Annotated in this window: 15 protein-coding genes; 7 read left to right on the forward strand and 8 right to left on the reverse strand. The window is 31.1% G+C overall.

Going from position 1 to position 15,567, the window contains the following annotated elements:
- The first annotated feature begins 3 nt into the window (after positions 1–3).
- The 4 genes from VBY68_RS01840 to VBY68_RS01855 are packed head-to-tail and all read left to right on the forward strand — an operon-like array spanning position 4 to position 3,308.
- Positions 4–543 carry a heme NO-binding domain-containing protein gene (locus VBY68_RS01840; RefSeq protein WP_099216161.1) on the forward strand — a complete coding sequence of 180 codons (540 nt, stop codon included), beginning with the start codon at positions 4–6 and terminating at the stop codon, positions 541–543.
- Positions 543–2,267 (forward strand): GAF domain-containing sensor histidine kinase, encoded by a 1,725-nt coding sequence (locus VBY68_RS01845; protein WP_121147285.1) that lies wholly within the window; start codon positions 543–545, stop codon positions 2,265–2,267. The genes VBY68_RS01840 and VBY68_RS01845 overlap by 1 nt, the downstream gene beginning before the upstream one ends.
- Positions 2,268–2,269: 2 nt before the next feature.
- The gene (locus VBY68_RS01850) at positions 2,270–2,587 is read left to right on the forward strand and encodes an Hpt domain-containing protein (protein ID WP_273694063.1); all 318 of its coding nucleotides are present in this window, start codon (positions 2,270–2,272) and stop codon (positions 2,585–2,587) included.
- Positions 2,588–2,597: 10 nt separating this feature from the next.
- Entirely contained in the window at positions 2,598–3,308 is a 711-nt protein-coding gene (locus tag VBY68_RS01855; protein ID WP_121147287.1) for a LytR/AlgR family response regulator transcription factor, read from the forward strand.
- Between the two features lie 14 nt (positions 3,309–3,322).
- On the opposite strand, the gene VBY68_RS01860 is transcribed toward VBY68_RS01855, so the two are convergent.
- The gene (locus VBY68_RS01860) at positions 3,323–3,682 is read right to left on the reverse strand and encodes a hypothetical protein (protein WP_415268688.1); all 360 of its coding nucleotides are present in this window, start codon (positions 3,680–3,682) and stop codon (positions 3,323–3,325) included.
- A 110-nt stretch (positions 3,683–3,792) separates the two neighbouring features.
- Between VBY68_RS01860 and VBY68_RS01865 the strand changes: the two genes are divergently transcribed.
- Together VBY68_RS01865 and VBY68_RS01870 are read left to right on the forward strand one after the other, a co-directional pair.
- Positions 3,793–4,695 carry a DnaJ C-terminal domain-containing protein gene (locus VBY68_RS01865; protein ID WP_415268689.1) on the forward strand — a complete coding sequence of 301 codons (903 nt, stop codon included), beginning with the start codon at positions 3,793–3,795 and terminating at the stop codon, positions 4,693–4,695.
- Between the two features lie 2 nt (positions 4,696–4,697).
- On the forward strand, positions 4,698–4,988 hold the full coding sequence (locus VBY68_RS01870) for a chaperone modulator CbpM (protein ID WP_415268690.1): 291 nt from the start codon (positions 4,698–4,700) through the stop codon (positions 4,986–4,988).
- A 4-nt stretch (positions 4,989–4,992) separates the two neighbouring features.
- Here the strand turns inward: VBY68_RS01870 and VBY68_RS01875 are convergent, their stop codons facing one another.
- The 7 genes from VBY68_RS01875 to mnmE all read right to left on the reverse strand — a co-directional run bounded on the left by VBY68_RS01875 (position 4,993) and on the right by mnmE (position 13,018).
- Positions 4,993–7,368, reverse strand: coding sequence for an FdhF/YdeP family oxidoreductase (locus VBY68_RS01875; protein WP_415268691.1), 2,376 nt, complete (start codon positions 7,366–7,368; stop codon positions 4,993–4,995).
- A 130-nt stretch (positions 7,369–7,498) separates the two neighbouring features.
- Positions 7,499–8,395, reverse strand: a complete 897-nt coding sequence (locus VBY68_RS01880; RefSeq protein WP_415268692.1) for a leucine-rich repeat domain-containing protein — start codon at positions 8,393–8,395, stop codon at positions 7,499–7,501.
- A 141-nt stretch (positions 8,396–8,536) separates the two neighbouring features.
- Positions 8,537–8,980, reverse strand: coding sequence for a hypothetical protein (locus VBY68_RS01885; protein ID WP_176550604.1), 444 nt, complete (start codon positions 8,978–8,980; stop codon positions 8,537–8,539).
- On the reverse strand, positions 8,980–9,333 hold the full coding sequence (locus tag VBY68_RS01890; RefSeq protein ID WP_164723475.1) for a hypothetical protein: 354 nt from the start codon (positions 9,331–9,333) through the stop codon (positions 8,980–8,982). Before VBY68_RS01890 ends, VBY68_RS01885 begins: the two co-directional genes overlap by 1 nt.
- Positions 9,334–9,593: 260 nt before the next feature.
- On the reverse strand, positions 9,594–10,589 hold the full coding sequence (locus VBY68_RS01895; RefSeq protein WP_415268693.1) for a metal-dependent hydrolase: 996 nt from the start codon (positions 10,587–10,589) through the stop codon (positions 9,594–9,596).
- A gap of 24 nt (positions 10,590–10,613) precedes the next feature.
- Positions 10,614–11,411: a hypothetical protein gene (locus tag VBY68_RS01900; protein ID WP_415268694.1), complete on the reverse strand. Its 798-nt coding sequence runs from the start codon at positions 11,409–11,411 to the stop codon at positions 10,614–10,616.
- Between the two features lie 212 nt (positions 11,412–11,623).
- Positions 11,624–13,018 carry a tRNA uridine-5-carboxymethylaminomethyl(34) synthesis GTPase MnmE gene (gene mnmE / locus VBY68_RS01905; protein WP_273695449.1) on the reverse strand — a complete coding sequence of 465 codons (1,395 nt, stop codon included), beginning with the start codon at positions 13,016–13,018 and terminating at the stop codon, positions 11,624–11,626.
- Between the two features lie 421 nt (positions 13,019–13,439).
- On the opposite strand from mnmE, the gene VBY68_RS01910 reads away from it, so the two are divergent.
- Positions 13,440–15,567: HYR-like domain-containing protein (locus tag VBY68_RS01910; protein WP_462218632.1), on the forward strand; the 2,128-nt coding region annotated here is incomplete at its 3' end.

Genomic DNA, 15,567 nt, shown 5'->3' on the forward strand with positions numbered 1-15,567 from the left:
AATATGAAAGGGATTGTTTTTACAGAGTTCTTGGATTTAGTTGAAGATAAGTTTGGTATCGAAATGGTAGATAAAATTATAGAACAATCTGAGTTAGATTCTGGTGGAGTATACACTGCTATTGGTACATACAAATTTTCTGAAATGCTACAATTATTAGAGAATTTGAGTAATAACACAGGAGTTTCAACAGATGATTTGTTGTTAGTATACGCAGAACATTTCTTTTCAGTTATAGAAGACAGTTATCCTGGACTTTTAGCTACATATAATGATCCTATAGAGATGCTGTCATCTATTGAAGATCATATTCATGTAGAAGTAAAAAAGATTTATCCAGATGCAGAATTACCAACATTTCTTGTAGAAGAGAAAACCGAAAATTCACTTGTAATGCTATACAAATCAAGCAGAGCAATGCATCATTTTGGATTAGGTTTAATGAATAAAACGTTTGAACATTTTAATAGTTCAGCAGAAATTATTTTAGAAAAAATTAAAAATGACGGAACTGAAGTAAGGTTTATTATCAATAAAAATTAGTGAGTATAAAAGAAATAGAAATACTACAAAGAGCGCTAGAAAGACAAAAAAAAGCTAGAAAACAAGCAGAGAAAATACTAGAAGAAAAATCGCTAGAATTATTTAATATTTCTCAAGAGCTAAAGGTAGTTAATGAACAATTAGAAGACCTTTTAGATGAGAAAGATTCACAATTAAAAGGAATTTTTGAAAATATTAATGATGCTTATCTAGTAATGGATATTAATGGCAATGTGTTAAAAATGAACGATGTTGCCGTAGAGTTATTTGGTTTTGATGTAAATGAAGAAGATGTAAATGTTGTAAGCCTTATTTATCCTGAACAAGAAGATTATGATTATGCGATGAATTCTTACGCACAATTATTAAAAAATGGATACTTCACCAATTATGTAGCTAGAGTTATTACTAAAAAAGAAGAAGTAAAATGGGTAAATATTAACTCAAGCGTAGTTTTTGATAAAAATAATACTCCAATAGCTGCACAAGGAATTATTAGAGATATAACTAACCAAAGAAAAGAACGGCAAGTAATTGAAGTTATAAATAACACAGCCAAATCAATTTTAGGAAAAGAAGATATCTACGAAATAGCATGGGAAGTATCAAACAGCGTTGCTAACTATTTAAATACTGACGATTGTGTTGTTTACTTAGTAAACGAGAAGAAAAAACAATTAGAATTAGTAGCTTCATTTGATAAAAGAGAAAGAGAGAGCAAAGAAATTTACGAAAAAATGCGATTACCTTTTGAAAAAGGTGTGGTTGGAAGCGTAGCAAAATCAGGTGTTTCAGAAATTATAGATAATACAAATTTAGATGATAGATACGTGGTTTATATTACCCCAAAACTATCAGAATTAACAGTACCTATAAAGAATGAAGATAAGGTAATAGGAGTTATAAATGCAGAGCATCAAGAGAAAAACTATTTTACAGAAGAGCACTTAAAAACGATAGAAGGTATTGCAGGTTTAGTATCGCTTCAGTTAAAAAGTGCAATAAACATAAAAAAACGTAAAAAAGTAGAAAAGAAAAATACTGACTTATTAAAAAAGGTAGCAAAAAGTAATCAAGAGCTTGAAGAATACGCACACATAGTATCTCATGATTTAAAATCTCCTATTAGAAGTATTCATGCGTTAACCAGTTGGATTAAAACTGATAATGAAGGAGTTTTTGATGAAGCTAGTCTCCAAAATTTTGAGCATATTGAAAATACTCTTGAAAAAATGGAACAACTCATTACTGATGTGCTAGAATACTCTAGTGTAGTTAATGGAGTTAAAGAAGACGATGATGTAGATTTAAATTTGCTAATTGAAGAAGTTAAGAAAGTAATATATGTACCAAAAAACATTTCAATAAAAGTTTTACAGAAATTACCCATTATAAAAGGAGACAAAACAAAGTTTCTACAATTATTTCAAAACCTGATAAATAATGCAATTAAGTTTAACGATAAAGAAAAAGGGATTATTGAAATTGATGTGAAAGACCAAAACTCTTTTTATAAGTTTTCAATAAAGGATAATGGAATTGGTATTGAAAAAGAACATTTTGATAAAATTTTTAAAATTTTTCAATCTTTAAAAAAGTCTAAAGACTCTTCAGGTATCGGTTTATCTATCGTCAAAAAAATTGTAAATCTATATAAAGGAGAAATATGGTTAGAGTCTGAAATAAATAAAGGAACAACCTTCTTTTTTACAATAAAAAAGTAATTATGGAGCAACCAAATTTATCTTATATAAATGCACTTTCTAAAGGAGATGATGAGTTTAAAAAACAAGTTACAGCAGTTTTAAAAGAGGAGCTTTCAGGTGAAATAGAAAGCTATTTTTTATACATTAAAAATAACGATTTTAAGAAAACTAAAGAAATTGTTCATAGAATTAAGCATAAAATGAGTATTTTAGGCTTAGAAAAAAGCTATAAAATAACCAACGAGTTTGAAAACAACCTTGCAGACAATAGCATAGAAAACAAAGAATATTTTGAAAGTGTATTGCCTGTAATGCTTGCTTTTTTAAAGGAACTTTAAAAGATTAACTATGAACTGTATTGTTATTGATGATGAACTAATGTCAAGAATGATTCTCAAAAAAGTGAGTGAACAAGTAGAAGGATTAAAACTTGTAGGAGAATTTTCTAATGCAATACAAGCAATAAAATTTTTAAACAATAATAAAGTAGATGCTATCTTTTTAGATATTCATATGCCAGATTTTACAGGGTTTGACCTTATTCAAACGTTAAAAGATCCACCTAAAATTGTTTTGACTACCTCTGATAGAAATTTTGCTGTTGAAGCTTTTGAATATGATTTTGTTGTAGACTACATAGTAAAACCAATAGAGTTAGAGCGTTTTAAAAAATCAGTAGAGAAAATTATTGCAGCCATAGAAAAAGATAATAATGTAAAACCAGTAAAGAAAGATCAACCCACAGATGTAAATACACTATATGTAAATATTGATAGAAGATTAGTAAAAATTGATATTCCGAGTATTTATGTTGTAGAAGCTAAAGGCGATTATATTAAAGTTAAAACAGAAGAAAAAAACTACATTGTTCATAGTCCTTTAAAAAAGATTGAAGAAAAACTACCTTCAGAGTCATTTTTAAAAGTACACAGGTCTTATATTATAAATACAAATGAAATTATAGATATAGAGGATAATAGTGTGCTTATAAAACAAGATGTAATTCCTGTAAGTAGGTCTAATAGAAATGAGCTTAAAAGAAGACTAAACTTACTATAATTACCTTATTTAAGTTAATTAACTAACTCATTTTGTTCTTGAACTCTAAAACAACGTTCTTCTCCAAGAAATAATGGGTTTCCGTGCTTTTCAGACCAAAACCCGTCTAAAATATTTTTAGAAAGACAAGAGTATACAGCAACACCTTTGTAGGTAGTATTGTCATTACCATTATAATTAAAGTTGATAACAAGAATGTTATTCTTAAAAAAGCCAGTTCCAAACTGTTCTTGTTCGTTGTTAATTATCCATTTTGCAATAATTCTACTATTTTCATCAAGAGTTAAAGAAAGAGTGCCTTTATAAGTGTTCTCACTTTCATCTTGGTTACTACCAATAATATTGTATGTTCCTACTAAATCTTCTACTGTCATTCAATCTTCAAATAAAGGTGCAAAAATACATTAAAAAGAAGTAGGGGTAAAGCATTGGTTTTATGTTATTAAATTTCGTAATTTTAGTGTGTTAGGTCAATTGAATTGATATGGAATTTATAGATTATTACAAAGTTTTAGGAATAACTAAAAAAGCAACTGCTGCCGATATAAAAAAAGCCTATCGGAAGTTAGCAAGAAAATATCATCCAGATACAAACCCGAATGATGAAGAAGCTAAAAAGAAGTTTCAGCAAATAAATGAAGCCAATGAAGTATTAAGTAACCCTGAAAATCGTAAAAAGTACGATGAGTACGGAGAAAACTGGCAACATGCAGAAGCATATGAGGAGGCTAAAAAACAACGTGCTAGCCAAAGTGGATTTGGAAGAGGAGGGGCTTATCAGCAATATTCATCCTCAGATTTTGATGGAACTGATTTTTCTGATTTTTTTAATGCTGCCTTTGGTGGTGGAAGAAGCTCAGGAAGACGAACAGCTCAATTTAGAGGTCAAGATTTTAACGCTTCATTACAATTAAACTTAAGAGATGTTTATACTTCGCAAAAACAAGTATTAACTGTAAATGGGAAAAAAATACGAATAACGATTCCTGCTGGGGTAGAAAATGGTCAAACAATTAAAATAAAAGGGCATGGAGGCGAAGGTATAAACGGAGGTCCAAAAGGAGATTTATACATCACTTTTGATATTAAACCTGATATTAATTTTAAACGTGATGGCGCTAATTTATATGCAGAACAAACTATTGATTTATATACCGCAGTATTGGGTGGAGAGGTAGTGATTAATACTTTTGTTGATAAAGCTAAATTAAAAGTAAAAGCTGGTACCCAAAATGGAACCAAAATTCGATTGAAAGGAAAGGGATTTCCGAAGTATAAAAAAGAAGGTCAGTTTGGAGATTTATATGTTACTTACAAAATAGAGATTCCAACCAATTTAACAGATGAACAACGAGAGTTATTTACAAAACTTTCTAAATTGAAATAGATATGAGCAATACAGAACTAATAAGTGTACAAAAAGTTATTGTTCATCACAATTTAGATGAACAATTTATAGAAAGTATTGAATCTTTTCAGCTCATAGAGTTTGTAGTTAAAGATTCCAATAAATACTTACATACAGAACAGTTACCTATTTTAGAGAAAATAATCAGATTACACTACGATTTAGAGGTAAACATGCAAGGTATAGACGTAATTAATAATATGCTTGATAGAATGGATTCTATGCATAAAACAATTAAACAACTAGAAAATAAATTAAAATTATACGAGTAAATTTTTATGAATTGGATTTCTTATGAAGAACTCCCTCTATTTTATCATAGATATTCGGATTGTGTTTTTTTATTTTAATTTTAATATGTTTTGAAGCTGGCATATTACTTCCTTTTACGGTATTATGGATTGAAACAAGTACGTTAGTTTCAGGAAAATAAGTAACCGTGTTTTTTTCGGGGATAGGATATTCAACAATAATAAATAGCGGGGCGATACGCTCTGTGTCATTATCATAATTATATAAATCTACCTTATCACCAGATGTAAAACCTGCTTTTTCAATATCTTTTTTATTCATGAAAATTACACGACGTTCATTATGAATTCCACGATAACGATCATTTAATCCATAAATAGTAGTATTGAATTGGTCGTGTGTTCTTACTGTAGCCATTAAATACTCATCATCAGCTAATGTGTTTTGAGGTAATGTCGTTATAGAAAAAGGAGCACGATCTCCAAACTCTTTTGTTTTAAAGTTCCCTTCACGAGCCGCATTAGGTAAGTAAAATCCGCCTTTTTGTTTTACACGAACATTGTAGTTGTCAAAACCAGGAATACATTTTTCTATATCATCTCTTACAGCATCATAACTATTCATATATCGATCCCAATCAACCACACTTTTATTTCCTAAAGTAGCTTTTGCCATACGACACACAATATGAGTCTCGTTGATAAGTTTGTCAGATATTGGTTTTAATACTCCTTTAGACCACTCTACAATTCCCATAGCATTTTCAGCACTTGTATACTGATGCTCACCATTAACGATATCAATTTCACTTTTCGAAATAGTAGGTAAAATTAAAGCCTCTTTTCCATGAATCAAATGGGTTCGGTTTAACTTAGTTGAAACAGAAACAGACAAATCAAGCTGTCTCATTCCGTTTGCAGTATATGTGGTGTCAGGAGTTGCTGATAAGAAATTTCCACCCATGCTAAAATGTACTTTAACTTTCCCTTCATTCATAGCCTTTATGGTATCTACAACATCATATCCGTTATTTCTTGGCGGGTTAAAACCGAAAACCTCTTGTAATTTATCAAGTTGCTCTACAGAAGGACTGTGGTTAATAAGCATCGTTCTATTTCCTTGTACATTACTATGTCCACGTACAGGGCAAGAACCTGCTCCGGGTTTACCAATACTTCCTTTTAAGAATAACAGGTTTAGAACTTCTTTTAAAATATCAACACCGTTAGGTTGTTGCGTAAGTCCCATTCCCCAGCAAATAATAATTCGGTTTTTATGAGCTAGCATTTCTGCAGCTTTTTGAATATCTTCTTTTAAAACACCAGATGCATTTGCTAATTCATCTAAATCATAGCTTTCAATTTGCTTAATTAAATCTTCATAACCAACTGTTTTATTTTTGATAAATTCTTGATCGAAAACTTTACCAGGAGTTTCTTTTTCAAAATGTAATAGTAATTGTTCAATTGCTTTTAAGAGAGCTAAATCTCCATTAATTTTAACAGGAAGATGTAAATCGGCAAGTTGGATCCCTTTTCCTAAAATACCACTTATTTTTTGAGGATCTCGGAATCCCATTAAACCAGCTTCGGGAAGAGGGTTAACAGCAATAATTTTAGCTCCGTTCTTTTTTCCTTTTTCTAAAGCACTTAACATTCGTGGAGAGTTCGTTCCTGGATTTTGACCAATAATCATAATGATATCGGTATCGTAGAAGTCTTTTAAAGTAGCAGTTCCTTTTCCTATTCCCGTAACTGAGGCTAGGGTAAAACCAGATGTTTCGTGACACATATTAGAACAATCAGGGAAGTTGTTTGTTCCAAATTCACGTACGAAAAGTTGGTATGCAAAAGAAGCTTCATTACTAGTTCTACCAGAAGTGTAAAAAGCAGCATTATCTGGAGACTCTAACCTATTTAAGTGTTCGGCAATTTTATTAAAAGCATTATCCCAACTTATAGGTTCATAATGGGTACCGCCTTTAGGGAGATACATAGGTTCAGAAAGTCTACCTAGATGCCCAATTTCATAATCAGTTAATTGAGAAAGCTCATAAATAGAATTTTGTTTAAAAAAATCTGAAGTAATTCTTTTACTGGTAGCTTCTTCAGCTATAGCTTTTGCACCATTTTCGCAATATTCAGCAATAGGTGATCGCTCATCATCTGGATCAGGCCAACCACAACTAGGACAATCAAAACCATCAAACTGATTCATTTTAAACAAAGCTTTTCCACCTCTTACCAAAGCTTTATCGTTTATTAAACTCTTTATAGCGTTTGTAACTCCAGGAATTCCTGCAGCCCAATCTTTTGGTTTACCAGTTCTTAAGCTTAATAACTTGTATGGAGGTTCAGCAGAAGGTTGTTTATCGGCTTGTTTATTAGGTTTGTTGCTCATGCCTTTTATATAATCTTTATGAGATATAAAATTAAGAAAAAAAACGAAGTGATATTATCTGAGAATTATTGTTTTTAGCAAAAGTAATTTAAGTTAAATAATTAGGAGATATTATCATAGCAAGATTTTATTAATTACAACTTGTGTTAAATTCTTGGTAATCAGATTTAGAAAAAGTGGGGATATTTTGACCATTATGTATCTTAATACAGAATAAGCTAGGATTTGCATTAACAGTTAAGCGACCCAAATTAACCAACCCACTTATATCGAGTGATGTAAGTAAATTACTGGAACAATATAATACTTCAATATTACTGTTAGATTTCAAGTTTATATTTTTAAGCTTGTTATCAGATAAAGCTAAAACTTCTAAAGCTTTATTAGCAGAAAAATCTACTTCTAAAATCTTATTATTTTGTGCTAAAATGGTTTTTAAGTTTACTGCCTTTTTAACATCTAAAGACACTAGAAAATTATCTCTAACATTTAAGGTTTCTAAATTAGGGTTGTCAATACTTAACGTTTCTAATGAATTATAGTATAGGCTTAACGATTTTAGATTAGTAGCATTTTTTAACCCAGTAATAGCTCTTAATTCATTTACATCAAGGTCTAACTTGATTAATTCTGTATTGTTACTCAAATCAATATTTTTAAGGGAATTCCCAGCAAGTACCAAAGTATCTAATTGTTTATTAAACCTCAAGTCTATTGTGGTTAAATTGTTTCCCGTTGCATGTAATTTTTTTAGATTAGTAAATCCTTCAATACCTGTTAGATCTGTAATTATACCATCATTAGATGAGTTTAAATCTAGGCTGATAACTCCTAATGCGTCACTTTTTAATAGTTGTTGGTTGATAATGCCATCAGAATCTATACCCAGATTGATTAGTTTAGTCTCAAATTGTGCATCTGGAATGTTTAAATATTTTTGCTCTTCGATATTATCATCACTTGAACATGAAATAAATAGAGAACATGATATAAGAAGAAAGCTTAATGGTTTTAAATAACGTTTCATAGGTAAGATTTTATTTTTTTGAGACAACAAAATTCGCAAATAAACTGCTTAAAAAAATTAATTTAACTTAATTTTTTAAGTCTTATTAATTATAAACCAAATAAGATTATAAGTCTTTGTTTTTTAGTGGTAAAACTGTATTTAAGAAGACGTTTTAGATACTTTCTTAAGTAAAGCTTTTTTCTTTTTTAATGCTTTTGAATGTCTAATAAGGTTATTTAGTCCAATAGTAACTAAAATAGATATACAAGCAGCCGTTCCTAACGCACCTCCATAACCATTGAAAAAAGTAGGGCTAACTGTATAAATAAAACCAAAAACAACTCCAGCGAAAACAATTGAAGTATAGTTTCGAGTAAGTTTTTCAGAAGTCATACCAACAAATGAGGCTCCAAAGAATACCCAAGGAATTTGTTTAGTTACATCTTCTGAAAATAGTTCAGGAAAAAGAAAGCAAAAGCCAGCAACAATAAGAGTGAGTAGAGCAGAGGCTCTTACAGGGCCTTGTTTATATTTAGTACTTACTAAAAACGTTAAAAAAGCTCCGAGTATACTTGTTAAGTATATTGATATTGTAGGAAGCATTATGAAAGGATTAAAAGCAATAAAGAGGATATAACAACACTACCAAAAGCAAGAGTACCCAGTTTGCCGCCGACCCCATGAAACAGATTTTTTGAAAACATATAAAAGATGCTAGCTATTGTACCTGAAATAACTATAAAGCTATAATCAATTGCAACATGCTTTTGCGACATTCCTACAAAACAACCACAATACATGGCATTAGGGATATTTTGAAGAAATGTTGATTTCTTGTTTAGGTTAGGTAAAAAGGAAGCGATTGTTCCTATAAATGCTGCTGCTAAAACAGAATTAAAGTTAGTGAAAAGATGCAAGCAACTTGTAAGTAGAGCACCAGTTATAACAAAAATCATTACATAAAAAGGCTCAAAATCTATTTTTGTTACCTTAAAAAATTTTATATAAGTGTAAATTATGAGAGCACTAATAAGTGTTATTAGAGATATTACCGTAAAAATGTTCATATATTCCAATAATAACGCAGTAATAAATGCGAATTGAGTAAGAACTATAAAAACAATTGAAAAAAAGTGAAAATATTTATGTCTCAAACCTGAGTAATCCTGCTTTACAATAGAGCAGCAAATTTACGATATATAAAGGGATTACTCAGTTAATTTCCTTGAATTCTTATCCATAAGTCTTTTAATAATTGTTTTGCTTTTTCACGATTTCTAGGAACTTCATTTATAATAGTTTTACCTTGTTTTTCAGCTATTTCAAAGCTAAAAGCAAATTGTTGAAAGTTAGGAGCTACGCTTAAAAGGCCGAAACGAAGATCGTTTAAGTATAAACTATTGTTTTTATCAGAAATGGTATACCAACCTTTGGTGATTTTAATGAGTCGTTTTACTGAAATATCATCTTTGTAATTACCCAATAAATGATGGTTTTTAGGATAGGAGTAGAACTCAATTGGTTGGGTATCAAAAAAAGAATAATAACCAATAAGGTAAGCATCTTCAGTTTCAACATTTGCTGACCATAAAATGGTATTAAAGGGTGTCGGTTTGGTTTCTATTTCTTTATAAGCTATTCCTTGTTCTTTTAAAGCATGTGCAAATTTAGTATAAGTAATTCCCTTGATAATAATGGTAATTGCCATATAAGAACTACTTACTATAAGACCTAAGTTGTTATATTTTCTTCTTTTTTTAGATCCTTTTGATTGAAACATTGCCATCAAAAGAAACACCAAAAAAGGTAGTGTATATATTGGATCGATAACAAAAATATTTTTGAAAGCTAACCGTATGTCTAAAGGCCAAAAAAGCTGAGTTCCCCAGGTAGTATGCGCATCGAGAATTGGGTGTGTAAAAAATCCCCAAAACATAAGTTGTGCCCATTCTTTAGTGGAGGCTTTTTTCTCATACAAGGAAATGAGCCAACCGAAAATCCACCCAAAAATAATTGCAAAAAAAACAGAGTGTGTAAAACCTCTGTGTATTTCAAGCGCTGTAACAGTGTCGAAAAACTTACCAATGTACACATCTAAATCAGGGATAGTACCTGCAATAGCTCCATAAAGCATTGCTTTATTTCCTACCTTTTTTCCTAATACAGCTTCTCCAACTGCTGCTCCAAGAACAATTTGTGTAAGTGAATCCATAAAGCAAAAATACTTATAAAACTACTAGTAAACAGAGTTATAATATTCGTCAACCCATTCCGCAGGATATTTATTATATAAGTCGTTAAGAAGTAGCTTATTTGCTTCAGAAGTTTTAAAGTCTTTATAAAAACTACCAAGAACCCAAACTGTTTCTCTAGGTAAGCCTGTTTTATGATACTCTAAAAGAACTTGTTTTGAAGTTTTTGAAGAGTCAACTAATAGCAGAACCAATGCTCCAGCTGTTTCAAAATTAAATTGATTAAAGAAAGGAGTCATTTTTTGAGCCCTTTTTAAAAGTATAGGATTCTCTAAGAAAAGTGTTGTTTTTAGTTTTTTTCGCAAACTAGGATAGCTTGTATAAGAGTTAACTTTGGTGACAAACTTTAAATTTTCTAAAAACTCGTTATACTTTGTATTATATAAGTTTTCTATATCATTAAGTGAATTCACTCCAAAGAGTAAAAATACCTTGCTAGGCTTTAAAACATTAACATTATACCCTTTTCCAATTGATGGTAGTGCTCTTTCAATACCTTTTAATAAAAGTGGGTAATTGTTTTCTTTTACTTTTATAATAATGCCTAATCTAGATGAGTGAAAAAAAGCGTCAATAATTTTTTGTTTGTCAATTCCTTTTAAGGCTTTAGTTAAAGTTGAAGTAATATCATAATGACGATAAGGGTAAAATTTACCTTGAAATTCATGTTGTAGAGCTTCATTTTCACTTTCAACGAAATGGTCTATAATTTTACTAGTTGTAAGTTTACCTATAGTTTGATATTTTTTTTCCTGTGATTGTGTTTTAATGTTTCTTTCCATGCATGAGATGTATTTATGATTGTTTGAATATTAGACAAGCAGACTACACTATATGACCTTTTGAGGTAAAGGTCAATATTTATAGTGCTTCGCTAGTAATGTATAGTCCCATTTTTTAGTTTACAATTTGTAGTAAAATTATAAACCTATGTAAGTAGATAGAAATTTGTTTTATAAGCGTAGTAAACCGTTATAAATTTGAGAAAATAAGTTTACTTCCCGATACAGAAATTTCCAAAAATATGACCTAAAATATCCTTGTCAACATCATATTCACCAGTAATATTTCCTAAGTGTCTTAGACACTCTCGAATATCAATAGCAAATAAATCAGAAGAAATATCTAAATCAATTCCATTTTTTACCGAATTAATACTTTCTAGAGCATGGTTTAATGCTTCGAAGTGACGTGAGTTAGTAACAATTGTTTCATTGTTACTTAAAGCACCTGTGTTTACTAAAGAAATAAGTTCTTGTTTTAACTCATCAATACCAATATTTTGTTTAGCAGAAAGTAGAATTAAGTTTTCAATTTCTGATTGTAAAATAGAAGAATCATGGCAAGATAATGTATCTATTTTATTAGCAATAACTAATAAACGTTTATTAGGAAAACGTTGTTTAATAGTTTCTATTTCTTCTAAAAATAATTCTTTTGAGTGTATATATTTATTAGAATCAATTAAAAAGATAATTAGTTGTGCATTTTCTGCTTTTTCATAAGCTTTTTTAATCCCGATGCTTTCAACAACATCTTCTGTTTCACGAATCCCGGCGGTATCAATAAAACGGAAAACAACACCATCAATAATTAGTTCGTCTTCAATAGCATCACGAGTAGTACCAGCAATATCAGATACAATAGCTTTTTCTTCGTTTAGTAAGGCATTTAACAACGTAGATTTACCAACGTTAGGTTCTCCAATAATAGCAACAGGAATTCCATTTTTCATAGCATTTCCAAAAGCAAAAGAATCAATTAAACGCTTTAAAACAGCTGATATCTTAGCAACCAATTCTTTAAATTTGGTTCTATCAGCAAACTCAACATCCTCACCAGAAAAATCTAGTTCAAGCTCAATTAATGCAGCGAAATCTAATAGTTGAGCTCTTAACTCTTTTAATTCATTGGTGATACCTCCACGCATCTGCTGAATTGCCATTTGATGAGAAGCAGCAGAATTAGAAGCAATTACATCAGCAACAGCCTCAGCTTGCGATAAATCCATTTTACCATTTAAAAAAGCACGCATAGTAAACTCGCCATTATCAGCCATTCTACAACCATTTTGTAAGAAAAGTTGAATGATTTCTTGTTGAATAAAACTAGAACCATGACACGAAATTTCTACTACATCTTCACCAGTATAAGAGTGCGGGTTTTTAAAAATAGATACTAAAACTTGATCAATAACCACACCATTATTTACAATATGACCTAAGTGTAGGGTATGAGATTTTTGATTTAATAATGATTTATTTTTCTTTATAGAAGAGAAAAATGAATCTACAATTTTTATCGATTTTTCCCCAGAAAGTCTAATAACAGCAATAGCACCAACCCCTGCTGGTGTTGCTAAAGCAATAATTGTATCGTTTTGTATCATACTGCAAAATTACCTAATTAAAAAAGAAGTATTATAAAATATATAGAACATATTTTTTACCTGTATAAGCATAGGGGAAAACACCCTTTTTTAACATTTCATTTTTTAAACCTAAAAATAAGTGCTACTTTTGGTATAACAGTTTTTAGAACTTAAAAAACGTTAATCCCTCAAAATAATACTATTCCCACTCAGTATTATTTTAGTTTCCTCAAAAAATTTTATTGTATACCCATTGTGTATTATTGATGTGTTACATTCTTGTAATACCCAGAAATGCGTAACCCTTAATTACCCCAACCACCCCCATTTTACCCTATCCCCGTAAAATGGTTTTAGCTAACACTAAGACTTGATAAGAGTAATACCTAAAGAAGTTTAGAGTATTTAAAAGTTAAATTTTAAAAGTTAAGGTATGGGAATGAAAACTACTCATTTAAGAAAATTAATGCTGATACTTTTGTTGTTTAGTGCTAACTATATTTTTTCACAAACAACGGTATCTATGCAGAGTCCCTGTAGCCTTTCTGGGTGTGGAGCTCAGGATGTTGAAATAGGGAGTGTTTATATAGGAGACATAAATGGAAATCCAATAAGCACGTGTACAGTAGGGCAACAGCTCTCTAACGTTTATTTATATGTAGATATTTCAAAAGCAGCAAGTAAAATTGACCTATACATGCAGTTTTACTTGATGAATGGTACAGATAAAATTGATAAAGACGGAAATGTTTATGTAGGTACTGATAAGATTAGTATTGGAATCCCAGGTTCAATTAGTCCAGGTACTTATCAAATGTTTGAATTAATAAATTACACTTGTGGTGAAGAATTAACTTTAACAGACGTTTATCTTTCTTGGCAAACACCTGGAAGTGTTGTAGGACCAGGATGTGCTACACAAACTTCCAAGTGTTCTGGTGAGAACTTACCACCAATTGATGTACAAACACCAATAGCACCAGATTTTACATTTGAATATAATTGTGGAACTAACGATAGCGGATTTCAAGGAGCAACATTTACAAATACTTCTACAGGAGGAGATGGGGTGTTAACTTATGAATGGAGTTTTGGAACGGATGCTTCTCCGACGGTGGCAACATCAGAAGGCCCTCATCTTGTTAATTACACGAGTGCAGGATCAAAGATGGTAACATTAATTGTGACCGACGAAGATGGTGATACAAACTCAATAATAAAAAATATTACCATTGATAGTACTCCTACAGCTGCTATTGTTGGAACGAATATTACTTGTAATGGGGTTAATGATGGCACAGCTGATTTAACAGTAACAGGAGGAAAAGCTCCTTATACCTATTTATGGAGTACGGGAGCCACTACAGAAGATGTAAGTGGCTTAGGAGTAGGAACACATAATGTTATTGTAACAGATGCCAATGGTTGTATAGCATTAGCGGATGTTACTATAACAGAACCACCAATATTATCTCTTTCTCTTTTAGGAAGTGATTTAAGTTGTGGAGGAAGTGATGGAGCTATTGATTTGACAGTATCAGGAGGAACAGCAGATTATACTTACTTATGGAATACAGGAGCAACTACAGAAGACCTTAGTGGGTTAACAGAGGGGACTTATACAGTTACCGTTACTGATGCCAATGGTTGTCAAGAAGTAGATTCTATTACCTTAGTATCAAATGATGATGAGGATCCTGTAATAAGTGTTCCTGAAACTTTAGACTTAGAAGGTTGTGATGAAAACGATATTACAAATACTAATGCTAGATACTCTTTTAGTTTAGTAGAATCTTCAGATATAAAAGATAGCTTTTTTACCACTGGTTATACGGCTTCAGATGATGGAACAATAGCAAATATAACTTATATAGATGCAATTAGTTCTGATGATGGATGTATTACTACAGTTACAAGAACGTTTACTGTAACAGATACTTGTGGTAAAACAGGAACAGATTCAATTATAATTACTATTCAAGACACAGAAAATCCTGTATTATCATCAGAACCAGCCGATGTAAGTGTAGACTGTGAAGCAATTCCAGTAGTACCAACCATCACTGCAACAGATAATTGTAATAATGCTATAGTAGTATTCACTGAAGTAAGTAATACGGTAGTAGATGGCTGTGGAGAGATTGTACGTAAATGGGATGCTACAGATCAGTGTGGAAACACAGTAAGTCATACCCAAACCATCACTGTAACCGATACTACTGCACCAGTCTTATCATCAGAACCAGGTGATGTAAGTGTAGACTGTGAAGGAATACCAGCAGTACCAACAATTACCGCAACCGATAATTGTGATACAGTAGTAGACGTAGTGTTTACCGAAGTAAGTAACACGGTAGTAGACGGCTGTGGAGAGATTGTACGTCAATGGGAATCAACTGATAATTGTGGAAACACAGTAAGTCATACCCAAACCATCACTGTAACCGATACTACTGCACCAGTCTTATCATCAGAACCAGGTGATGTAAGTGTAGACTGTGAAGGAATACCAGCAGTACCAACAATTACCGCAACCGATAATTGTGATACAGTAGTAGACGTAGTGT

Source organism: Tenacibaculum ascidiaceicola (assembly GCF_047470925.1).
Lineage (GTDB): Bacteria > Bacteroidota > Bacteroidia > Flavobacteriales > Flavobacteriaceae > Polaribacter > Polaribacter discolor.